The 22,174-nt window shown below is 43.4% G+C and carries 23 protein-coding genes; 18 read left to right on the top strand and 5 right to left on the bottom strand.

From position 1 onward, the window contains the following. The first annotated feature begins 22 nt into the window (after positions 1–22). From DFP76_RS12265 to DFP76_RS12245, 5 genes are all read left to right on the top strand, one after another. Positions 23–1,171, top strand: coding sequence for a D-alanyl-D-alanine carboxypeptidase family protein (locus DFP76_RS12265; RefSeq protein ID WP_113874931.1), 1,149 nt, complete (start codon positions 23–25; stop codon positions 1,169–1,171). A gap of 24 nt (positions 1,172–1,195) precedes the next feature. Further along, positions 1,196–1,501, top strand: a complete 306-nt coding sequence (locus tag DFP76_RS12260) for an HP0495 family protein (RefSeq protein WP_113874930.1) — start codon at positions 1,196–1,198, stop codon at positions 1,499–1,501. Beyond that, the gene (gene lipB / locus DFP76_RS12255; protein ID WP_113874929.1) at positions 1,502–2,146 is read left to right on the top strand and encodes a lipoyl(octanoyl) transferase LipB; all 645 of its coding nucleotides are present in this window, start codon (positions 1,502–1,504) and stop codon (positions 2,144–2,146) included. 1 nt (position 2,147) lies between these two features. Further along, positions 2,148–3,107 carry a lipoyl synthase gene (gene lipA, locus DFP76_RS12250; RefSeq protein WP_113874928.1) on the top strand — a complete coding sequence of 320 codons (960 nt, stop codon included), beginning with the start codon at positions 2,148–2,150 and terminating at the stop codon, positions 3,105–3,107. A gap of 390 nt (positions 3,108–3,497) precedes the next feature. Next, positions 3,498–4,385 (top strand): GNAT family N-acetyltransferase, encoded by an 888-nt coding sequence (locus tag DFP76_RS12245; RefSeq protein WP_113874927.1) that lies wholly within the window; start codon positions 3,498–3,500, stop codon positions 4,383–4,385. Between the two features lie 17 nt (positions 4,386–4,402). On the opposite strand, the gene DFP76_RS12240 is transcribed toward DFP76_RS12245, so the two are convergent. Then, positions 4,403–5,110, bottom strand: a complete 708-nt coding sequence (locus DFP76_RS12240) for a hypothetical protein (RefSeq protein WP_147084209.1) — start codon at positions 5,108–5,110, stop codon at positions 4,403–4,405. A 187-nt stretch (positions 5,111–5,297) separates the two neighbouring features. On the opposite strand from DFP76_RS12240, the gene parC reads away from it, so the two are divergent. The 3 genes from parC (at position 5,298) to bfr (DFP76_RS12225) (ending at position 8,652) form a co-directional block, all read left to right on the top strand. Then, a complete protein-coding gene (gene parC / locus DFP76_RS12235) occupies positions 5,298–7,601 on the top strand; it encodes a DNA topoisomerase IV subunit A (protein WP_113874925.1) in 2,304 nt (767 codons plus the stop codon). Positions 7,602–7,704: 103 nt separating this feature from the next. Beyond that, positions 7,705–8,178 carry a bacterioferritin gene (bfr, locus tag DFP76_RS12230; RefSeq protein ID WP_063331879.1) on the top strand — a complete coding sequence of 158 codons (474 nt, stop codon included), beginning with the start codon at positions 7,705–7,707 and terminating at the stop codon, positions 8,176–8,178. Between the two features lie 9 nt (positions 8,179–8,187). Then, a complete protein-coding gene (gene bfr / locus DFP76_RS12225) occupies positions 8,188–8,652 on the top strand; it encodes a bacterioferritin (protein WP_113874924.1) in 465 nt (154 codons plus the stop codon). A 15-nt stretch (positions 8,653–8,667) separates the two neighbouring features. Here bfr (DFP76_RS12225) and DFP76_RS12220 read toward each other — a convergent pair whose 3' ends face one another. The 3 genes from DFP76_RS12220 to DFP76_RS12210 all read right to left on the bottom strand — a co-directional run bounded on the left by DFP76_RS12220 (position 8,668) and on the right by DFP76_RS12210 (position 10,367). After that, the gene (locus DFP76_RS12220; RefSeq protein ID WP_113874923.1) at positions 8,668–8,862 is read right to left on the bottom strand and encodes a (2Fe-2S)-binding protein; all 195 of its coding nucleotides are present in this window, start codon (positions 8,860–8,862) and stop codon (positions 8,668–8,670) included. A 165-nt stretch (positions 8,863–9,027) separates the two neighbouring features. Then, positions 9,028–9,669 carry a DsbA family oxidoreductase gene (locus DFP76_RS12215; protein WP_113874922.1) on the bottom strand — a complete coding sequence of 214 codons (642 nt, stop codon included), beginning with the start codon at positions 9,667–9,669 and terminating at the stop codon, positions 9,028–9,030. Between the two features lie 23 nt (positions 9,670–9,692). After that, entirely contained in the window at positions 9,693–10,367 is a 675-nt protein-coding gene (locus DFP76_RS12210) for a DNA-3-methyladenine glycosylase I (protein ID WP_113874921.1), read from the bottom strand. 179 nt (positions 10,368–10,546) lie between these two features. Here DFP76_RS12210 and DFP76_RS12205 point away from each other — a divergent pair, with 179 nt between their 5' ends. The 5 genes from DFP76_RS12205 to DFP76_RS12185 all read left to right on the top strand — a co-directional run bounded on the left by DFP76_RS12205 (position 10,547) and on the right by DFP76_RS12185 (position 14,900). Then, entirely contained in the window at positions 10,547–11,272 is a 726-nt protein-coding gene (locus DFP76_RS12205; RefSeq protein WP_113875049.1) for a pyridoxine 5'-phosphate synthase, read from the top strand. Between the two features lie 52 nt (positions 11,273–11,324). Continuing rightward, positions 11,325–11,909, top strand: a complete 585-nt coding sequence (locus DFP76_RS12200) for a tRNA-uridine aminocarboxypropyltransferase (RefSeq protein WP_113874920.1) — start codon at positions 11,325–11,327, stop codon at positions 11,907–11,909. A 40-nt stretch (positions 11,910–11,949) separates the two neighbouring features. Then, positions 11,950–12,243 carry a DUF1244 domain-containing protein gene (locus DFP76_RS12195; protein ID WP_113874919.1) on the top strand — a complete coding sequence of 98 codons (294 nt, stop codon included), beginning with the start codon at positions 11,950–11,952 and terminating at the stop codon, positions 12,241–12,243. 61 nt (positions 12,244–12,304) lie between these two features. Beyond that, positions 12,305–12,940 carry a transglutaminase-like cysteine peptidase gene (locus DFP76_RS12190; RefSeq protein WP_181799850.1) on the top strand — a complete coding sequence of 212 codons (636 nt, stop codon included), beginning with the start codon at positions 12,305–12,307 and terminating at the stop codon, positions 12,938–12,940. A 10-nt stretch (positions 12,941–12,950) separates the two neighbouring features. Beyond that, positions 12,951–14,900, top strand: coding sequence for a bifunctional diguanylate cyclase/phosphodiesterase (locus DFP76_RS12185; RefSeq protein ID WP_113874917.1), 1,950 nt, complete (start codon positions 12,951–12,953; stop codon positions 14,898–14,900). A gap of 115 nt (positions 14,901–15,015) precedes the next feature. Here the strand turns inward: DFP76_RS12185 and DFP76_RS12180 are convergent, their stop codons facing one another. Then, positions 15,016–15,390, bottom strand: a complete 375-nt coding sequence (locus tag DFP76_RS12180) for a hypothetical protein (protein ID WP_113874916.1) — start codon at positions 15,388–15,390, stop codon at positions 15,016–15,018. A 142-nt stretch (positions 15,391–15,532) separates the two neighbouring features. Between DFP76_RS12180 and DFP76_RS12175 the strand changes: the two genes are divergently transcribed. From DFP76_RS12175 to DFP76_RS12155, 5 genes are all read left to right on the top strand, one after another. Next, positions 15,533–17,830 (top strand): type I secretion system permease/ATPase, encoded by a 2,298-nt coding sequence (locus tag DFP76_RS12175; protein WP_113874915.1) that lies wholly within the window; start codon positions 15,533–15,535, stop codon positions 17,828–17,830. A gap of 1 nt (position 17,831) precedes the next feature. Next, the gene (locus DFP76_RS12170; protein ID WP_113874914.1) at positions 17,832–19,160 is read left to right on the top strand and encodes an HlyD family type I secretion periplasmic adaptor subunit; all 1,329 of its coding nucleotides are present in this window, start codon (positions 17,832–17,834) and stop codon (positions 19,158–19,160) included. Between the two features lie 106 nt (positions 19,161–19,266). Beyond that, positions 19,267–19,902 (top strand): response regulator transcription factor, encoded by a 636-nt coding sequence (locus DFP76_RS12165; protein WP_113874913.1) that lies wholly within the window; start codon positions 19,267–19,269, stop codon positions 19,900–19,902. A 198-nt stretch (positions 19,903–20,100) separates the two neighbouring features. Then, positions 20,101–20,706: an ANTAR domain-containing response regulator gene (locus DFP76_RS12160; RefSeq protein ID WP_113874912.1), complete on the top strand. Its 606-nt coding sequence runs from the start codon at positions 20,101–20,103 to the stop codon at positions 20,704–20,706. Beyond that, on the top strand, positions 20,703–21,905 hold the full coding sequence (locus DFP76_RS12155) for a CmpA/NrtA family ABC transporter substrate-binding protein (protein WP_113874911.1): 1,203 nt from the start codon (positions 20,703–20,705) through the stop codon (positions 21,903–21,905). Before DFP76_RS12160 ends, DFP76_RS12155 begins: the two co-directional genes overlap by 4 nt. The last annotated feature ends 269 nt before the right edge of the window (positions 21,906–22,174 follow it).

The raw sequence follows: 22,174 nt of genomic DNA, 5'->3' as shown, positions 1-22,174 counted from the left end.
TTGGAAGACGACATTTTTTGATATGAAAAAACTTCTCGCGACTTTATCGATTGTATTTGGCCTTGTATCTACGCCTGTTTCGGCCGCTCCTTCATTGATTCCTACTCCACCACAACTGTCTGCTAGTAGTTATATCTTAATGGATGCTTATACCGGAGACGTATTGGTGTCTCACAATGCTGACGAAGAGTTACCTCCAGCAAGTCTAACCAAGTTGATGACGGCCTACATTATTGAATATGAATTGGCTCGTGGTAATTTGTCTTTTAGTGATCAAGTCAGTGTTAGTGAAAAAGCATGGCGTATGGAAGGTTCACGCATGTTTATTCGTGAAGGCACGCGAGTGTCTCTGGAAGACCTGATGCGTGGCATTATTATTCAGTCAGGCAACGATGCCAGTGTGGCAGCGGCGGAATATGTGGCGGGCAGTGAGTCAGCGTTTGCCGATCTAATGAATCAACACGCTCAGCTTTTGGGTATGAAAAACTCGCATTTTGTGAATGCCACAGGCTTTCCGGCGGAAGGGCATTACTCGAGTGCTCACGATCTTGCCAAGTTATCTCGTGCGACCATTTTGCAGTTTCCAGAAAACTACAAAATGTATGCGGAAAAAGAATTTACCTATAACAACATCAAACAACCTAACCGTAATAAATTATTGTGGCGTGACAAAACCGTTGATGGTTTGAAAACAGGTCACACAGAAGAAGCGGGTTACTGTTTAGCTGCTTCCGCGGTGCGTAATGGTACACGTTTAATTACCGTTGTGATGGGCACAAAATCAGATCAAGCTCGTGCGGCAGAATCGCAAAAACTTTTAGATTACGGTTTCCGATACTACGAAACTCGTAAGCTGTATAGCCGCGGTCAAGTTGTTAACAACGCTAAAGTTTGGGGCGGAAGTCAGTCTAATGTAAAAGTCGGTTTTGCCGAAGATGTTTTGGTGACCATTCCTCGTCAGCAAGGTGATTCATTACCAGCGACATTGGATATGATGAAAGAAATTACAGCCCCAATCGCCGTTGGTGACGTATTAGGTAAAGTGATTGTTGGCACAGAAGGGAATATTCTGCTTGAGCAACCTGTTGTTGCTTTGGAAGCCGTCGAAGAAGGTGGTTTCTTCAAGCGTATGTTTGATAAAATCAGACTTTTCTTTGCGAACTTATTTTAAGCCCAGTTGGGTGATGGTAGATACATGGCGTTAATTACGAAAGACGGCGATCAAGTAGGTAAACAGCCTGATGCGCCAAAAATAGAATTTCCTTGTGAAAACTATGTGGTAAAAGTAGTGACCATGGACGCTGAAGGTGTTCATGCGAAAATCGTTGAGTGTTTTAAAACCCATGCGCCAGAGATGGATCCTAAAGCCGTAAGCATGAACCGTTCTAGTAAAGGACGCTTCGTAAGCTACAGTTTTCGCATCATTGCTCAAAGCGAAGCGCAATTGTCAGCATTGCACACTGATTTAATGTCAGTTAACGCTGTAAAAATGGTTATGTAAATGACATTAGACTTGGTGTGCCGCGACCTTGGTGTGGTCGAGTATGAAGATACTTGGGAGCGCATGAAGCAATTTACCCAAGTGCGTAGTAAGGATGATGCTGACGAAATTTGGTTGTTGGAACATCCATCTCTTTTTACCCAGGGGCAAGCTGGGAAAGAAGAGCATTTGTTAGCGCCTGGGGATATTCCTGTTTATCAAGCTGACCGTGGAGGTCAGGTGACTTATCATGGTCCTGGGCAGCTGATCGCATATGTTCTAATTGATTTAAAACGGTTGGGAATTGGTGTCAGAGACCTTGTGTCTGTGCTGGAAAACTCAATCGTTAAGGTGTTGGCGTTGAATGGCATTGAGGCCTACGCTAAGCCTGATGCACCTGGTGTCTATGTTGATGAAAAGAAAATTGCATCACTGGGCTTAAGGGTTAGACGAGGCTGCTCCTTTCATGGACTAGCACTGAATGTCGATATGGACCTCACACCGTTTAATCGCATCAATCCATGTGGCTATCAGGGGCTACAAATGGTCGATATGAAGCGTCTGTTTACTGGCGCGTCGTTATCAGATACGAAAATTCAGTTGGCCAATCAGCTGGCTGAACACCTCGGATATACCAGTCCGACTATCCAACAAGGGTGGAACTAGAATGACAGCAGAACGCAAACGCGTTGTTCAAGGGGAGAAACTACGTGGCGCCGATAAGATGGCACGTATCCCAGTTAAAATTGTACCAACAGAAGAAATTCCTCGTAAGCCAGAATGGCTTCGAGTTCGTATGCCAGCATCACCGGAAATTGCTCGTATTAAGAGTACCTTACGTGAGCACAAGTTGGCTTCTGTATGTGAAGAGGCAAACTGCCCCAATTTAGGTGAATGTTTCAGTAACGGTACAGCAACTTTCATGATTATGGGTGAAATTTGTACGCGTCGTTGCCCGTTTTGTGATGTGGCACACGGTCGTCCAAATGCTCTAAGTCAAGATGAACCAAAAGAGCTAGCGGCGGCGATTCGCGATATGAAGTTAAAATACGTTGTGATCACGTCAGTGGATCGTGATGATCTTCGTGATGGTGGTGCACAGCACTTTGTTGACTGTATCCGTGAAACTCGTGCAGAAAGTCCTAATATTGAGATTGAAACATTGGTGCCAGACTTCCGTGGTCGTATGGAAGTAGCGATTAATACCCTAGAGCAAGCACCGCCGGATGTCTTTAATCATAATCTAGAATCCATTCCTCGTTTGTATCGTCAGGTGCGTCCAGGGTCTGATTATCAATGGTCATTGGATCTGTTGAAAAACTTCAAAGACCGTTGTCCTGATGTGCCAACTAAGTCTGGTTTGATGGTCGGTATGGGTGAGACGTTTGAAGAAATCGTCGAAGTGCTAAAAGACTTGCGTGCTCATAACGTAGATATGTTGACCATTGGTCAATATTTACAGCCTTCCAAACACCATTTCCCAATGGCTCGTTTTGTGCCACCAGAAGAATTTGCTCGTTATGAAGAAGTGGCGAAAGAGTTGGGATTCAAGCATGCGGCTTGTGGACCATTAGTCCGTTCTTCTTATCATGCTGATAAACAAGCACACGGTGAACGAGTGTCTTAATCCGTTTGTCTGATTAAAAAAGCGAAGCTTGAAGTGCCTCTTCTTGCTTCGCTTTTTTGTTTTAGCTTAGAGCAGGCATAAAAAAGCCCGCACTTGGCGGGCATCAAGCTGTCCTTATCTCTACCAATATAAGGGGAATATTAATAAAGAACATCCATTCGCACGGTCAGTGAAGAGATAGATAAAGCCGTGCATCTAGTATATTGGTCGTCATAATTGGTCGTTAAACTTGTTGAAAGTAACAAGGAATGCATGAAAGAACCTATACTTAGACATAGCCAATTAACTATAGTCAGAAATGAGGTTTTCGCGACTTTTATTTAAACGGCGAATTGAAATCCGATTAAAGGCTCGCAAACAACAACCAACATTACTTATCTTAGAGGCTTCATGAGCGTATTTAGTTCCACTGCGAATCAAAAATATTTTGCGGTCGTGCTTTCAGTGAAATTGATGCTGGAGGATCTGACTCATCGCATCATGATTGAAAAGCTGCTCATGATGGCAAAAGACAAGTCAGGGTATCTTGGTGAAGAGAGTAGTTTTGGCGAAATTTATACGCTCATTACCTATTGGCAGACTGAGGCTGCAGCCCAAGAATGGCAAGAAGACGAAATGTTACGTAGGGTCTTGTCATTGGGTGAGCATTTTTGGTATCAAGAGTATTCGATTAAATCTTGTATTGTGACTAAGGACATGTCGTTTAAAACCTCTAATGCTGATTTACACGCCTCTCGTTTTCCTACTATCAAAACACCCCGTGGTGTGCTTCGTATTTTAGACGAATCCCAGGCCGATTTACTGCATGATTATGTCAATTCCGAAAAGCACTTTTTGTCACCATGGGAGCCATTAAGAAATGAAGCTTACTATTCACTTGAAACCTGTCAATTGAGAGTGCGCGAAATGCGTCGCGATTTTTTGGAAGACAAAGGTTGTGTTTTGTGTCTGTTAACACCTGATGAGACAAAGATGCTGGCTTACAGTAATTACTCTAATATTGTTCGTGGCGTATTTCAGGCCTGCACGCTGGGTTACAGCTTACGTGAGAGTGAGCAGGGTAAAGGCTTAATGAATGAAATGCTGACGTCAGGTATTCGTTATATGCAAAAAGAGCAACAGATTGATCGGATTCAAGCCGGTTATATGCCTAGAAATGAACGTAGTGCCGCTGTGTTAGCGAAATTGGGTTTTGAAAAAGAAGGGATGGCCAGAGACTATTTAAAAATCAATGGTCAGTGGGAAGATCATGTTCTAACGGCTTTGATTCTACGATAATGCTTATCTTTATTCGCTTAAGAAGGGCGATTTAAGACAATCACACGGCCTTTTAGCTTTTGTTGTTGGGAGACAATGACGGTCAGAGCGATTAAGTGGTCATCGTCTGGATTGATGATGCCGCTGGCTTCTCTGGCTGGAATGAACTGGCCAAACTCTGTGCAGGGAATGGCGGCAGCGTTCTTTTTCGCTAAATACGCTGACCCTTTTAAGGGCAACACATAGTGGCTGGCGGCTTTTTGGTAGTATAGGGCTTCGGAGTAATGGGCCGGGTATTTTTCAATGCAAATTCGAGCCGTTTTGCTTTCCCATAATGGCCATACTTGAATGTGTTTCTTTTCTAATTTTGAGTCCACTGTGCCCGTAGACACTTTCTGTAATGTTTGATGTTGGCCGGTTAATGCTATTTTAGTGAATCGAATGGTACAAAGAGTGGCATTAGGGGTCAGTAAAGTAAGCACACTAGACTGTTGGCTTGGTAACCAAACCGCTTGATAGGGTTTTAAGTTCACTGAGTGTTGCTCTGATTGCAGATGAACTTCCCCTTTTATAACAAAGCAGAAACAATAATCAGCGGGCCGGTAAAGTCGCGAAGGCGTCGTCGCTTGATTGAGGTGTTCATGGACAATCAAAACATCCTCTTGTTGGTGTATAATGATTCGCTTGCTTTCACCGTAAAGAGGATGCTGGATAACAGGGAGTGTATTATGGTCTGCTTGACTCACCATCTTGAACCTTTTGTTAGATCCATTCTATTAAAGCATGAGAATATAGCCCTTACCATTAGAATCTTGCCATGAGAGTTGCAGTGCATCATGGAGATTCTTTATAGTTGTGCCCAGAGAAAAAAGCATCTTATTGCACCCATGCGGTTAGCTTGTAGATTTAAACGATAGAAGAAGGAATGCTTCCTTGAGTGAGTTGTCAAATTTTGAGTCTAATGAAACCCTTTCATTAAAAGACTATACCGAAAAAGCGTACTTGAACTACTCTATGTACGTTATTCTAGACCGTGCTTTGCCTCATATTGGAGACGGTCTAAAACCCGTACAACGTCGCATTATTTACGCCATGAGCGAACTAGGGCTTAAGGCAACCGCTAAGTACAAAAAATCCGCACGTACTGTCGGGGATGTGTTGGGTAAGTTTCACCCACACGGAGACAGTGCCTGTTATGAAGCCATGGTGTTAATGGCGCAACCTTTTTCCTATCGCTATCCATTAGTCGATGGACAAGGTAACTGGGGCGCACCAGATGATCCTAAGTCATTTGCCGCCATGCGTTACACCGAGTCTCGTCTGTCTAAATACGCCGATGTATTACTCAAAGAAGTCTCTCAAGGCACGGTAGATTGGGTGCCAAACTTTGATGGCACAATGCAAGAACCATCGGTATTGCCTGCGCGTCTGCCTAATCTACTGTTGAATGGTACTACTGGTATTGCGGTTGGTATGGCGACAGACATTCCGCCTCATAACTTGAGAGAGGTGGGGGAAGCTTGTATTCACTTGTTGAATAACCCCAATGCAGAACTTGAAGACTTACTGAATTTTGTACAAGGGCCGGACTTCCCGACGGGTGGCGAGATCATTACGCCAAAAAGTGACATCGTCAAATTGTATGAAACTGGCAAAGGTCAAATTAAAGCTCGCGCTCGTTTCGAGATGGAAGAAGGTGAGATTGTCATCACTGAACTGCCGCATCAAGTGTCAGGTAGCAAAATTCTTGAGCAAATTGCCGCTCAGATGCAGGCCAAAAAATTGCCAATGGTGGTGGATCTTCGCGACGAATCAGATCATGAAAACCCGACGCGTTTAGTGATTGTGCCGAAATCCAATCGTGTTGATATCGATTCTGTGATGACGCACTTATTTGCGACAACGGATTTGGAAAAATCTTATCGCGTGAATATGAATGTCATTGGTCTAGATGGTTTACCACAAGTTAAACCCCTTAAGAATTTCTTATCTGAATGGCTGCGTTTTAGAATCGACGTAGTACGCAAGCGCTTACAATTTCGTTTGGACAAAGTGCTCAACCGTCTACACATCTTAGAAGGTTTGTTGATCGCGTATTTGAACATTGATGAAGTGATCGAAATCATTCGTAATGAAGATAAACCAAAGATGGAGCTGATGGCACGTTTTGGTTTGAGTGAAATTCAAGCCGAAGCCATTTTGGAATTGAAGTTGCGTCATTTGGCGAAACTGGAAGAAATTCGCATCAAGGGTGAGCAGGATGAATTAGAGAAAGAGCGCAAAACGTTAGAAGGGTTATTGTCTTCTGATCGTAAGTTGAAGAAGCTTATCTCTGACGAAATACAAGAAGCCGTTGATCTGTTTGGTGATGATCGTCGTACTCCAATTGTTGCTCGTAAAGAGGCACAAGCCTTTAGCGAGGAAGATCTATTATCAAATGACCCCATTACGGTGGTGATTTCAAAACAAGGTTGGATTCGCGCAGCCAAAGGTCATGACATTGATGTGCAAGGTTTGAGCTACAAGTCTGGTGATGAGTTCTTGATCAGCACCAAAGGTCGCTCAAATCAGACGCTAGTCTTGTTCGCGTCGAATGGGCGGACCTATTCCATTAAAGCGCATACCTTGCCATCAGCACGAGGGCAAGGTGAACCGATTACGGGGCGCATTTCTTTAGAGAAAGACTCAACGATTGTCGCGGCGGTATTAGACAAAGAAGAAGCGCATTATTTAGTTGCCAGTGATGCGGGTTATGGTTTTGTTGCGCAATTGAAAGATTTGTATGCTAAAAATAAAGCAGGTAAAGCGACTTTGAGCTTGCCAGCTGGGGCTAAAGTGTTAGCACCTGTTGCTGTGTCGAGTACAGAAGCGGGACGCGTTGTTGCAATATCTAATGAGGGACGTATGTTAGTATTTGACGTCGCTTCATTGCCACAGATGGCAAAAGGTAAAGGCAACAAGATGATCAGCATTCCAAGTGCTCGTGCAGCGCAGGGCGAAGAGCTGGTTGTGGCGATGGCATGTGTTCAGCCCGAGGATTTATTGGTGGCCTTATCCGGTAAGCGTTTTATGAACTTTACCGAAAAAGACTTACAAGAATACATGGGTGAGCGCGGTCGCCGTGGCTTGAAGTTACCAAGAGGTTTCCAACGAATTGATGGCTTGGAAGTGAAAGTAGGCGAAGGCAAAGTGGCTTCTACTGCGACCCCATCTGATCCGGATTTATTCGAAGGATAAGAGGTTGGTTGTGACTGAATAACACCTAGGTCACAACCTAATGATAAGGTGTTAATTCGGCGTTACAGGATGTTCAAGTAACGCCACTTGTGAGGAGAGAAATATGAAAGGCAGTCAGAAAGTAATTGATAGTCTGAATGCATTGTTGGCCAATGAATTGGCTGCAATTGATCAGTACTTCATTCACTCTCGCATGTACGACGATTGGGGTTTAAACAAGCTTTATGAGCGTTTGAATCACGAAATGGAAGAAGAAACTCAGCACTCAGATTGGCTAATTAAGCGTATCTTGTTCTTGGAAGGTGTTCCTTGCATGACTAAGCGCCGCGATCTTTTGGTTGGGTCCGATGTTCGTTCAATGATGCAGAATGATCTAACACTTGAACTAGAAGTGGTTAGCAGTGTTCGTGGAGCGATTAAAATCTGTGAAGAAGAAGGCGACTATCAAACACGTGAGACGCTTGAAAAGCTTCTGTTTGATACCGAAGAAGATCATGTCTATTGGTTGGAGCAGCAGCTTGGCCTAATGGATAAGATTGGCATGCAGAACTACTACCAATCTCAGATGGGTAACTAGGAGCAGGCTATGAAAGGTGATCGCGACGTTGTTGCTAGTTTAAACAAGGTGTTGGCTAACGAGTTAGTAGGAATTAACCAATATTTTCTTCACGCTCGTATGTTTAAGGATTTTGGTTTTTCAGCTTTGGACAAGGCCGATTACAAAACCTCAATTCAAAAAATGAAAAATGCCGATCGTTTGATTGAGCGTATTTTATTTTTAGAAGGTTTGCCTAACCTTCAAGACTTAGGTCGACTTCGCATTGGTGAAAACAGCGAAGAGATGATTTCCGCAAATCTAGAATTTGAATTGGGCACGGTTGGTGCAGTGAAAGCGGCCATTGATTTATGTGAGCAAAAGCTTGATTTCATGAGCCGTGATACATTGGAAAAAATTCTGGAAGAGCAAGAAGAGCAGATTGATTGGCTGGAAACTCAGCAACAATTGATTAAAACTTCAGGAATTGAAAACTATCTACAGTCTCAAATGTAATGAAACAAAAAGACATCAAGCAACTTGAAATTGGCTTTCGGCTATTTTGATGAGTTCTTGGTTCAGTACTTGTTTTGCGCACTGGCAGCACTTGCCACATTGACTACCAATGTTGTGCTCTTTGTACAGGGCACGCATGGTAGTCGCGCCATCTTGTATTGAAGCTTTGATGTCTTTGTCTGAGACTTTGTTACAAATACATACGTACATGAATGAAAATTACTCTCATTAGTGTTTATATGTTTTGATTTTATTTTTAATGTGAATGATTATCAACATTAAATTTCTTATTAACTTGAGAGTATTGATAGTTTTTTTGAAGTGAAAAAAATGGGAGGCCGATTGCCTCCCATTTTTTATGCCGACTAGACTGACTTAGTGCTCTTTTTCCGCAATGTCATTAAGTACTTTTAAGAAAGATTCTGGATCATGTGCTCCGTGTATCATGTATTTGTCATTGATGACATAAGTTGGCACTGATTGAATGTCCATGCTGCGCAAATGCTTGAGCTTTTTATCCGTTAACCTTTTGGCTTCATCGCTAATAGCATAAGCTAGGTCGGTGTCTTTTAATCCTGAAGCCAGAGCGATCTTTTCCAGTATGGCTTGTTGTCCTATGTTTTCTCCATTGGTGAAGTAGGCATGGAAAAGAGCAAGTACGTAAGGTGTGCCCAATCCTGCTTTGCTGGCGGCCAGTACAAACTGATGGGTTAGCTTGGTGTTAGGGATCTGGTCTTTCTCCGTAAAGTTAAATTCAATCCCAGCCTCTTTTCCCACATGTTGTAGAGCATGGCTCACTTCATTGAGTTTTTCTTGACTACCAAATTTAGTACCTAGGTAGCTTTCTCGATCTGCGCCGGATAATGGCATATCGGGGTGCAATTCGAATGGTTGCCAGCGGATGTCAATTTTGTAATCTTCACCAAGCTGATCTATCGCTTGTTTTAAACGAGAATAGCCAAGGTAGCACCAAGGGCAAACGATGTCTGAAATAATGTCGATACGAAGATCGGCCATGAGTTCTCCTGAATGTGAATGTGTTAATTAATGCTTAGGGCGAGGCATTGACTGATCTCTGTATAGGATCGACCGCTTTCCTGTTGCCAGTGGTTAAAAGCGTCTTGAGCGGCTTGCCAAGCTGATTGTGTGTCTTTTCCTGTGGTCATGATTTGGTGATGGCGAAGATAGCCTTCTACGTCTTTGGTGAGTAAGAAAGTGTCTTTACCCATTGCTCGTAAGGTATATGGGCCAGTATTGCCACCTAAACGAGCACCATGTTTTTTAAGGTGTCGCCACAAACCAATAATATTATCGCTAGGCCAATCGGCGATGAAGTGGCTAAAAGAAGTATGATTCTGTTGGCTCTCATGAATCATTAAAGCATTTTCCCGAATCGTCATGACCTTTCCTAAATGTCGGATAATGCGCTGATCCTTGGCTTTTTCTTCCCACATCTCATCATGGATTAGTAGCATTTTTTCAATATCAAAATGAAAAAACACGTCTTCAAAATTGGGCCATTTATTGCGTACCACTTGCCAGCTAATACCGGACTGAAAGACTTTCTGACTAAAGGCGGACAACCAGCGATCATCCGTATGATTTTTTAACTCGTTACTAGACAAAGGGCGAGATAATCTCTGTTCAAGAGCACGTTCACCACCATGTCGTTGGGCGGCACGCTGATAAATGTCTTCAAAGCGTTCGTATTGCATTAAGGAGTCCTATTTTGCGACGTATAACAAAGCCTGTGTGCTTGCTGCTGGTGGCCTCTTTATTGGGCAAGTTTATCATAAGCTGAGTGGTAGATTTGGCAGAAGTTAAGGAGATTTAGTATTGAGAAAGAAGAGTTTGTTTTATAATGCGCCAAAATGATCGAATCGAGAGACATGGCATGACACATTTAAGCGTTAACCTGAACAAAATTGGTCTATTACGTAATTCCCGTGGGCGCAATTACCCAAACATGGTTGAAATGGCAGAGCGTACCCTTACGTTAGGCGCCTTTGGTGTCACCATTCATCCACGCCCAGATCAGCGTCATGCAACGTATCAAGATGCTTATGATCTAAAAGATTTGTTAAAACGTTTTCCAACAGCAGAGTTGAATATAGAAGGCTTTCCTGACGCTAAATTCTTAGAAGTGGTTCAGGAGGTCGTGCCACATCAATGCACATTGGTACCAGATGATCCAAATCAATTAACCTCAGATCATGGTTGGAACCTAGCTCGTGATCAAGATGCTTTGCGTCCAGTGATTGCGAAACTGAAACAAAAGGGCATTCGTGTTGTCTTGTTTATGGACCCAGTGGCAGACAATATGCAAATGGCAAAAGACATTGGTGCTGACCGTGTTGAGTTGTATACCGAAGCCTATGCCAATGCTTATGACACAGAAGACGCGGAGGCGGTGTTGGCTCAATATCAGCAAGCAGCTCAAGCAGCGGTCGCGGCCGGTTTGGGAGTAAACGCTGGTCACGATTTGGATTTGAATAATGTTGAAGCCTTGTGTGCACCGGGTCATATTGCTGAAGTATCAATTGGTCATGCTTTGACTGTCGAGGCATTGGATCTTGGTTGGGATCAAGTTGTGCAAGCTTATTTAGCGAAGCTATCTTAGTATTTGGTGACCCATGGGAGCAGCGTAATATTCAGACAGATGAGAGCAGGCAATGACGTCGAATAAACGTCCTCAGTGTGAGGCCTGTGGCTTCTTACAGTCACAATGCGTGTGTGCTTGGATACCTTCACTGACAACTCGCCTGAAGATTTTGGTTGTACAGGATGGTAAAGAGGCATTACACGCGAAAAACACCGTCGCCTTACTGCGTTTGGCTTTGCCATCAGTAGAATGCGTTGATAGTGCTGATGTGACGTGTTTGTCGCATTTAGATGTGGATGCTTGGCGTCTGTTGTTTCCCGGTCAGGGGGCGACACCTGTAGAGTCAGTCACAGAAGATCAAAAAAGTCATATTGAAGGGATCATTTTGATCGATGCAACTTGGCGAAAAGCCAAGAAGTTACTGCTCAGTGAGCCGCTTTTACAGCGTTTTACAACCTTGTCGTTTGAGCAACCACCCGTTGGGGCCTATGCCATTCGAAAGTCCCCAAATGATCAAGCACTGTCAACCTTGGAAGCTTGTGCTTATTGCATTGAGCAACTGTGTGCCGAAGACATGCAAGGTTTGCGTGACTTCATGCAACAGGCTCAGGCTTGGCAATGGCGTCGGCAACCAAAGCATCATCAGCATCTTTAAGCTGGTACCGTCAATTTTAACTAAGCTAGAGAAATACACCATGGATAAGCAAACTGAAATAGAAGCGGCGGTATTTCGTCGTTTGTTAAAGCACCTAGATGACAACAAAACAGTACAAAATATAGACTTAATGAATCTTGCAGGTTTTTGTCGAAACTGTTTGAGTAAGTGGTATATGGCAGAAGCCGAAAATCAAGGTGTTGAAGTAAGTTATGACGAAGCGCGTGAACATGTATATGGTGAACCCTATGAGGCTTGGAAGGTGAAACATCAACCTAAGGCTACGGCCGAGCAATTAGCCGCTTTTGATGCTAAGTCTCAGCCTAAAAAGTAATTCACGCCAGCATGACCATTGGATTCTGTGGTCAGCTCGAGTGTTAAAAAGCAAGCTTTTAATGGGCTTGCTTTTGCTCGCATGTCTAATATCTTCTCTTTATGTGTACGCTGAAATATCGGATAAATATCGCAGGCTTGCTAAGCAGGCTGGCCAAGTTTATGGCGACAGTGCGGAAAAGCGAGTCCTTGCTTGGCGACGTTTAATTGATGAGTCAAAGGATTTGCCGATTGTCGATAAGTTAGCCAAAGTGAATAATTTCTTTAATCAAATGGACTTTGTTGATGATATCGATCTATGGGGTAAGGAAGATTATTGGGCGACCCCAATTGAGTTTTTAGGCATGCAAGCAGGGGACTGTGAAGACTTCACCATTGCCAAATACTTTACCTTGCGTGAACTGGGAGTAGTGGACGACAAGCTGCGTTTGGTTTATGTCAAAGCGTTACGTCTGAATCAGCATCATATGGTGTTGGCATATTATCATAAGCCCACTTCCATTCCTGTGTTGTTGGATAACTTAGATAAAGAGTTGAAGCCCGCATCAAAACGCAATGATTTGTTGCCTATATATTCGTTTAATGCTGAGAACCTTTGGCTTTCAAAAGAAAAAGGGCGTGGTGTCTTGGTTGGGGGCTCCTCGCGCCTAAGCTTGTGGACAGATTTAAATGATCGTTTAAATACGATTTCAAATTAGGAGAACTTGGATGACGCTGTTCCGCCAATTAATGTTAACCATTGTAGCCATTTTTTCAGTCATGCTGGCCGTGGTTATGGGGATCAACTTTGATACCACAAAGGGCTATTTGATTGGTCAGTTGGAATCGACGACTCAAGATACGGCGACTTCCTTGAGTATGTCTGTGTCTGATTTTATGGCGTTGGAAGATTATGCTTCTGTCGAAAGTAGCATGAATGCGGTATTCGACAGTGGTTATTTCTCTGAAGTGAAAATCCATGTTTATGCGACAGAAAAAGATCTCGTACGACAAAATGAAACTAAAATTGAAGGCGTGCCTAGCTGGTTTATTCATTTAATCGATTTTAAAGTGCCTGTCGCTAAAGCCGTCATTTCTAGTGGTTGGAATGAGTTAGGTCAAGTGTATGTAACCGGCAGTGCGGGTTACGGTTATCAGCAGTTGTGGCTGGCTTCACGCCATATTTTATTGTCATTTTTCATTATCGGTACGGTCACTTTGGTGCTGGGCAGCATAGCGTTGAGGTATTTGTTCAAACCTTTGGCTGAGTTAGAAAAGCAGGCTGAAGCCATTCAACAGCGCCGTTTCATGAAGATGAAGAATGTGCCAAAAACACGAGAACTCAAGTCGGTCGTGTTGTCGATGAATCGCATGGCGGAAAAATTGGAAAAGGAATTTGCGGCCGAGGTAGAAACGGCGCAATGGTTACAAGCTAAAGCCTTTAAAGATCCTGTGAGTGGCTTAGGTAATCGCCACTTTTTTGAAAGCCAGATGAAGTCACATTTTGCTGAGCCGGAAAGAGGTATTGATGGTTTGGCGCTGATAGGCTTGGCCGATTTAGGTAAATTGAATAACGAGCGCGGCTATGAGTCAGCGGATATGTTTATTCAAGCGGCGGCGGATATTCTGCAGAAGAAAGTGGCAGCGATTTCGTCTTTTGCAACCTTGGCACGTTTATCCGGTGCTGATTTTGTTTTGTTGGTACCTAACTTTGACCATGAGCAGCTTAAACAGCTGGTGGAAGCGCTTATGACGGAGCTCTTGGACTTGAGTCAGGCGGATATTAGTTATTCTTCCTACGTGGGAAATATTGGCGCTGTCACCATTGATGGTCAGGTTAGTAAAGGCAGTGCAATGGCTCAGGCCGACGCGGCGCTTCGTGAAGCGAAGCGAGGTGGGGAAAATCAGGTTGCCGTGTATGACTTGAATACCAAGCAAGCTTTATCAATTAATCGCTCTGAATGGAAAGGGATTCTGGAAAGAACCATTGCAAATAATGCCTTCAGTTTGAAGAAACAAGCTGTGTATGAATTGGCTGAGCAAGAGACGATTTTGCATGAAGAGGTGTTTATGGGCTTGAGTCACGCCGGTAAAGATTTTCATGCAGGCTTTTTTATTGGTTTAGCGGAGCAATATCATCTCACGGCGCAAATTGATCAGGTCATTATCAACAAGGTATTGGATGTGATCAGTGGTAAAAAAGTCACTAAGCCATTAACCGTCAACTTGTCTGGCTCTTCTTTTCATGATGAAGCATTCGCCGCTTGGTTGGATAAGACCTTGTCACAGCTTGATGATGCCGCACGTGCTTTGTTGATTTTCGAAATGTCAGAGCAAAGTGTGATAGCTGATGAGGAAGGGGCGCTGGCCGTAGCTAAGATTCTGAAGAAACGCTCTGTGGTATTTGGAATTGATAATGTTGGCAAGCAATTTTCCGCTTTCCAATATTTAAAAGTATTGATGCCAAATTATGTGAAAGTCGATTCCTCTTATACTCGAATGGCAGCTGGTAAAGAATCCGAGTCTTTCTTCTTACACAGCTTATGTAAAATGTTTAATAGCTTGAACATTGAAGTGATTGCCACTGGCATTGAGAGTGAAAAGCAACTTAGTGCATTGCAGCGATTTGATGTATTGGGTGGTCAAGGTTTCGCACTGGGTCGTGCTGAGCCAATGTAAGGGCTAAACGCTAAACACCAAGCTAGATGTCAGTGTTGTTTTTGCTAGGTTCTCACCCTGCTTGTTGTTAGGCGATGAGGTTATCGCTATAAGGGTAGGGGAAGCTGGATGGTGATTAAATGAATGAATCACCATCTGGATCGGTCAAGCTATCACTGTCTGAAATTAAGTCTTCGTCTTGACTGTTGTGAACGCCACGAACCCATTTACGACTCAACAGTTTCTTTTGAGCGGCTGTAGGGAGCTCGGTGAACTGAATGATTCGTTTCTCTGAAAGAAGATCAATCAAATCCTCTAATACACGCATCATGTCGCTATCAGAATTTGTCAACATTTCTTGCGTATTTTCGTTATCGTTAGCAGTAAATTTTTTCTCTAAAATTTTGGCAACAGAGGGTTCATTCGGAGCCACTAATAGGCCGTATTCCTCTGATTGAGAGGTCGCAACATCTATGATGTCACCGTCTTCGTTAAGCTTTGCGTAGAGCATGATTAGTGTCCCGTGTTTGTATCAATTTGTAGTGGAGTGTTTTGATAACTTCCCATCTTAGCTGAGAACTACTATTCTAGTCTAAAACTTACATCCTGTTGGTTTTAAATTGTTTTTTTCGTTTACTTAGGAGAATTAGAGTATGTCTGGCTCGGACCGTTCAGAACAGAACTCTTCATCGTCCCATCAAGAAGAGCAGCATCATTCGGACGATATGACAACAGAACACTCTGATTCTAGTGTGACAGAGAATACGACAGTAGATGAAACGGATATGGATAATCAGAAACCACAATGGCAAGCTAACGCCACGACCTTAGAATATCCTAACCCTTTATTAGATTGCTTGGTGTTATTAAGTCGTTATTTTAATAACCCATACACCTCCGACGCCATCGCGGCAGGTTTGCCGATTACCGATGATTTAATGACACCAGAATTGTTTCTGCGGGCATCGAAACGGATTGGAATAAGTTCACGCTTTGTGAAACGAAAGTTGTCTAAAATCCCTCACATGGTGTTACCGACCGTTCTCTTATTAGACGATCAACAAGCCTGTGTGTTATTGGACATTAACGATGCAAAAGGTACGGCGAAAATTTTACGTTCCGAATCTGGTGAAGGTGAAATTACTTTGCCAATAGCCGAATTAGAAGCGGCTTACACGGGATACTGTTTTTTTGTTAGACCGGTTTATCAATTTGATAAACGTGCTCAGAAGCCTGATGAAGCCAAGCAGAAAAAAGGCCATTGGTTTTGGGGAACTGTGCTTGGCTCTTGGCGGATTTACCGTGATGTGTTTATCGCCTCACTTTTAATCAATATGTTTGCGGTTGCCAGCCCATTATTCGTTATGAATGTGTACGATCGAGTGGTGCCGAATAATGCATTTGATACCCTGTGGGTGTTGGCTATTGGTGCTGTCGCCGTCTACTTTTTTGATTTCTTATTGCGTATGCTCAGAGCGTATTTTATCGACATCGCAGGCAAGAAATCAGACATTCTCATATCGGCTTCGATTTTTTCCAAAGTGAACAACATCACTATGGCGTCTCGGCCAAAATCGGTGGGGGCGTTTGCGAAGAATCTACAAGAGTTTGAAAGCATCCGTGATTTTATTACTTCTGCGTCCATTACCACGTTAGTAGATATTCCATTTATGTTTTTAATCGTTGGGGTGATCTGGCTCATTGGTGGCCCTGTGGGTTACATCCCGATTATTACGATTGCGTTGATTTTGCTCTACAGCATCATCATTCAAATACCGCTTAAGCGCTCTATTGAAGAAAGTCAGAAAACCGCGTCGCAGAAAAACGCTGTGTTGATCGAGAGTTTATACAATGCTGAGAGCGTAAAACTAAACAATGCGGAAGGTGTGTTACAAAAACAATGGGAAAACGCGGTTGGCAATATTGCTGATTGGGGAGTGAAAACGCGACAACTGTCTCAGTCCACTTCTTCGTTTGCCATGGTGGCTCAGCAACTCACCACCGTTGTGATTGTAATCGTTGGTGTGTATCAAATTTCAGAGGGGCTAATGAGTATGGGGGCGCTAGTGGCGTCCGTTATGCTAACAGGGCGTGCTCTTGGTCCTATGACGCAAGTTGCCAGTTTAGCAACCCGTTATAATCAGGCGAAATCAGCATTTGCCTCATTAAATGAGATCATGTCGTCACCAGTAGAAAACCCTGAAGACACTAAGTTTGTGCATCGTCCTGTATTCAAAGGTGAGTTCCAATTTGATGCGGTCAATTTCTCTTATCCTGACCAAGATCAGGCGGCCGTAACCGATATTAATATTAATATCAGGCAAGGGGAAAAAGTAGCGATTATTGGACGTATTGGCTCTGGTAAATCGACACTGGGTAAGATGATGACGGGGCTGTATACACCGAGCAGCGGAGCGATTCGTGTCGACGGTGTAGACCTTAGACAGATTAATCCGACGGATTTACGTCGTAATGTGGGTTCGGTGTCGCAAGACGTCAACCTATTCTATGGTTCGATAAAAGACAATATTGTCATGGGCGCACCTTACATGGAGGACGACGCGATCATTCGTGCCGCCGAGTTATCTGGTGTGTCTGAATTTGCGAACCGTCGCTCAAATGGTTTGGACAGTTCGGTAGGGGAGCGAGGTGTATTATTGTCTGGTGGTCAACGTCAGAGTATTGCGATTGCGAGGGCTCTATTATTCGATCCACCTGTCTTGATCTTGGATGAACCGACGGCCTCAATGGATAACACCACTGAAGCTCGTATGAAGCGACGTTTGATGGAAGGGCTAAAAGATAAGACCTTGATTCTGATTACACACAAAGCGTCAATGCTTGATATGGTGGACCGTATCATCGTTATGGATAATGGTCGTTTAATTGCAGATGGTCCGAAAGCGCAAGTGCACGAAGCGCTCCGTCAAGGTAAGTTGAAGGTGAGTTGATATGAGTAAGCGTACTGTCTCACAAAGTGATTTAGGGTATTTGTCAGACCGAAATGCCGCCTTGATGTTAAAGACACCAAAAGGTGGTCGCATCATTTTATGGGTCATTTTTATCTTTATCATGTCGGCCTTGGTCTGGGCCTATTATACCTCGTTAGACGAAGTGACGGTTGGTGAAGGCAAAGTAATCCCCTCTAGCCAGGTTCAGCAAATTCAGAACTTGGAAGGGGGGATTTTAAAAGAAATTAACGCCAAAGTGGGTCAGGTAGTCAATGCTGGCCAGATCTTGATGACCATTGAGAATACTGAAGCCTTGTCCTCCTTGCGAGAGCAGCAAGCAGAGTTCATTAACTTGCAGGCCAGAGCCGCGCGTTTGCAGGGTGAATCCTATGGCAGACCTCCGGTATTTGACGAGGAATTACGAAACGATTACCCGTCTGTAGTGAATCGTGAGATGGATTTATACAGTAACCGTCTAGAATCCCTACGTACTAATCAAGTGGGTTTTCAGCAGCAGATTGAGCAAAAGAGACAAGAAATTGTGGAAATGCAGGCGAAGCTGGATAACCTCAAGCAGAGCTATGAATTTTCAAAAGAAGAGTTAGCGCTAACGCGCCCTGCCTTTGAGCAGGGTGCCGTATCGCGAGTTGAACTGCTGCAATTAGAACGAGAAGTGAATCAATTACAGGGGGATCTAGAAGCAACTCAGTTGGCGATTCCTCGTGCTCGTTCTGCGCTTAAGGAGGCGCAAAGTAAATTGGAAGAAAGTGTGGCGAAGTTTCGTGCGGATGCGCAAGAAGAGTTAACCAATGTTCGCAGTAAGTTGGATCAGATTCGCGAAGCAAGTGTGTCTTTAGAAGATAAGGTGTCCAGAACGCAAGTACGTTCGCCCGTAAAAGGCATCGTCAAACAAATTCAAATTAATACGGTGGGTGGGGTGATTAAGCCAGGCATGAATATGATGGAAATCGTGCCGATTGAGGACTCCCTATTAATTGAAGCCAAGGTACGTCCTGAAAATATTGGTTTTATTCAACCTGATTTACCCGCAGTGGTAAAATTGTCTGCCTATGATTTTGCTATTTTTGGTGGCTTGGACGGCACAGTTGAAAATATTAGTGCGGACACCATTCTCGATGAAGAGGGCAACAGTTTTTATCTAGTACGAGTCAGAACAGATCGAAACTTTTTAGGGACGAAGGACGCGCCTTTGCCAATTATTCCTGGCATGCAATCCAGTGTGGACATTATTACAGGGAAAAAAACCTTGTTAGATTATTTGTTGAAACCCATTCTGAAAGCCAAACAGAATGCACTGCGAGAGCGATAATTACAAAAAATTTAGCTTTCATATCATTGTGATAACAAATGTTAACAACCATATCTTGTAAGCTAGATACAATGATTAGAGTGAAATAAACTGAACGAGATTGATTTTGAAAATTTTGTGTTGGAATACAGACGATGCTGTTTGGGAGCATTGGTTAAAAGTTGTCCCGCAGGGAGCAGAGCTTGTTCGAGTTGACAGCTTAGTGGCGTCTCGTCGTGCGCTGATTGAGTCTCAACAAACATTTCAATATTGTTTTGTCTACCTAGCGGATGATACGTTCTCGAGTCAAGTCGAAGAGCTAGTGACATTAAAATCAGAGTTTTCAGCTCAAAGTATGTTGGTGTTTCCAAACCAAGCCAGTCAGCAAGCTGCGTTACGTTTATTTTCGATTGGTGTGAATGGTCAATGTGCTCCTTATATAGGAGAAGAACAGTTATCTTTGGTGCTGTCAGTCATTGATTCGGGTGAAATTTGGGGCGGTAAAGCCTTTATACAGCAATTAATTAGTCAATCAGCGGAACAAGTCGATTCACCTTCTCTGGAAATGGACGGTTTGTCTGAGCGTGAAATGGACGTAGTGCGTTATGTGGCAGAAGGGCTTTCGAATAAGCAGGTAGCCACTGAGATGGCCATTACTGAGAGAACCGTGAAAGCACACCTAACCTCTGTTTTCAAAAAAACAGATACTCGAGATCGTCTTGCTTTGGCTTTGAAAGCAAAGCGTCACTTTTCAGTGCGCTGATAATATTCTTCCTAAAAATAGCGCACAATTTTTGCGCTTCTCTACTAATTTGTGTTCAAAACACATTTGACGTCTCTTCTTTCGCCTCTGTTAAGCCTCATTTCACCTGTTTTTCCTTAAAATTTTAGCCATGTGCTTTAGTGGCGCATATCTTGCTTCATTCATTGAAATTCAGCTTGTATAGATAGAGAGTGCACCATGTCTGCGCCCCCAAAGAATGAATTAACCGTTATGTTGGTTGATAATGAACCTGCCCGAGCGGCGATTGTCGAGCAAGCTATGTTAGACAGTGGCTACCGTGTGATCCGTCGCCTTGAAAATGCGCTGAACTTAAGCCAGGCAGTGATGGAATGTCAGCCAGATATGGTGATCATTGACATTGAATCCCCAGACCGAGATATGTTGGAAAATATGTCTCGACTTACCCAAGATAACCCAAGACCAATTGTGATGTTTGCCGAAGAAGACGATTCTAGGCATGTTGAAGCGGCTATTCGTGCTGGTGTGAGTGCTTATGTTGTCGATGGGGTGAACAGTGGCAGTGTGAAGGCGATTTTACAGGTCGCTATCGCGCGTTTTAGGGAGTTTCAGGCATTACGCTCTGAGCTTGAAACGGTAAAAACTCAGTTGGAAGACCGTAAGCTAATTGATAAAGCAAAAGGGTTGATTATGAAGCATCAACAGTGTGATGAGCCTGCGGCTTATCAAGCCCTCAGAAAATTAGCGATGGATCGCAGTCAAAGAATGACCGAAGTGGCTCGTAATATCATTTCAGTGATGGAAATTATGGGAGCTTCTAAATGACGTTAGCGATAAAGAATTCTTTAGAATCTCAACAGACTGTGCGAATCGGTTTTATTCCATTAATTGACTGTGCGCCCTTTGTTATTGCCAAAGAGAAAGGTTTTTTTGCGGCAGAAGGGGTTCCGGTAACCCTATCGAAAGAAGCGTCTTGGGCCAGCATTCGCGATAAAGTAACCTTTAATATCTTGCAGGGTGCACACATGTTGGCATCCATGCCGATTGCGGCAAGCCTTGGCGTTGGGACATTAAAAACCGCCATGCAAACCAGTTTTACGGTGAGTCACAATGGTAACGGCATTACGGTTGGCAATACTTTGTATGAAGAACTGACGCAGTATGTGACGCAAAGTAGTGATATTCGAAATGGTGCCGCCTTGAAGCGTTATATTGAGGAACGTGCAAAACACGGTCAACCCTTGCTTCGCTTTGCTGTGGTTTACCCATACTCATCTCATAATTATCAACTTAGAGATTGGTTGGCCCGTGCTGATATTGATCCGGATGAAGAGGTGCAAATTGTCGTCATTCCTCCAGTGAAAATGATTGATAGTCTCAAGGCTGGTGACATAGATGGTTATTGTGTTGGGGAACCTTGGAACAGTTTGGCCGTTGAAGCTGGGGTTGGTCATTTACTGGTAACGGGTTATGAAATATGGGGGAGTACGCCGGAAAAAGTGTTTGGTGTGAATTCCTCTTGGGCTGAGCAAAACGAACTAACGCATCTTGCGGTGATACGAGCTTTAGAAAAGGCTTGTGAATGGGTTGATAATCCAACGAACCAGACGGAATTGTTGAGTATCTTAAGTCATCCAGATTATCTAAATTGCAGTGTTGAACAATTGGTATACGGTTTTAGTGCGATTAAACCGAAAGGCAAATTTGATTGGCCGATGGAAGCATATCAGCGTTTTTCAGGCCAAGAGATTAATCGCCCCTTACCCAGTTACGCTCTATGGATTATGGGACAAATGCATCGCTGGCATCAGCTGCCTAAAGCCGAAGCAACGAATTTAAATTCGATGGCGAAGCAAGTGTATCGTCAGGATATATATGAACGTGCCTCAGGAGACCATGATCAAGAATGGCAGTGGCATTTAAGCTCATCACAAGAATCTACTTGGTTAGAAGATATTGCGAACGGTAAGGTGAGACTGCATCCGAAAGGTATCTTAAAAGGGTTTATAAAATTAGAGGATTAGTAGGCCATTTTATGGTGCGTCGTGCCTGATTTGAGAGCAAAAAAGAACTTTTTTTGAAGCTATTAATGCACTGATAACTATTTAATTTATATAAATCAGCAGGTTAGATTTTTTGGCATATATCCTGCTAAATCATATATATTGATAGATTATCAACTAAACATTTTGGTGAAATGAGCAATGATGCTGATTGTCACCCACAGGATTGAAGGCTCAATGTAGAGTCGTTTATGAATGGCAAAGGTGCCTGCAAACACACAATAGTGTGA

The organism is Marinomonas aquiplantarum, from assembly GCF_003314975.1.
GTDB lineage: Bacteria > Pseudomonadota > Gammaproteobacteria > Pseudomonadales > Marinomonadaceae > Marinomonas > Marinomonas aquiplantarum.
This window is presented reverse-complemented; position numbering and strand designations above follow the sequence as displayed.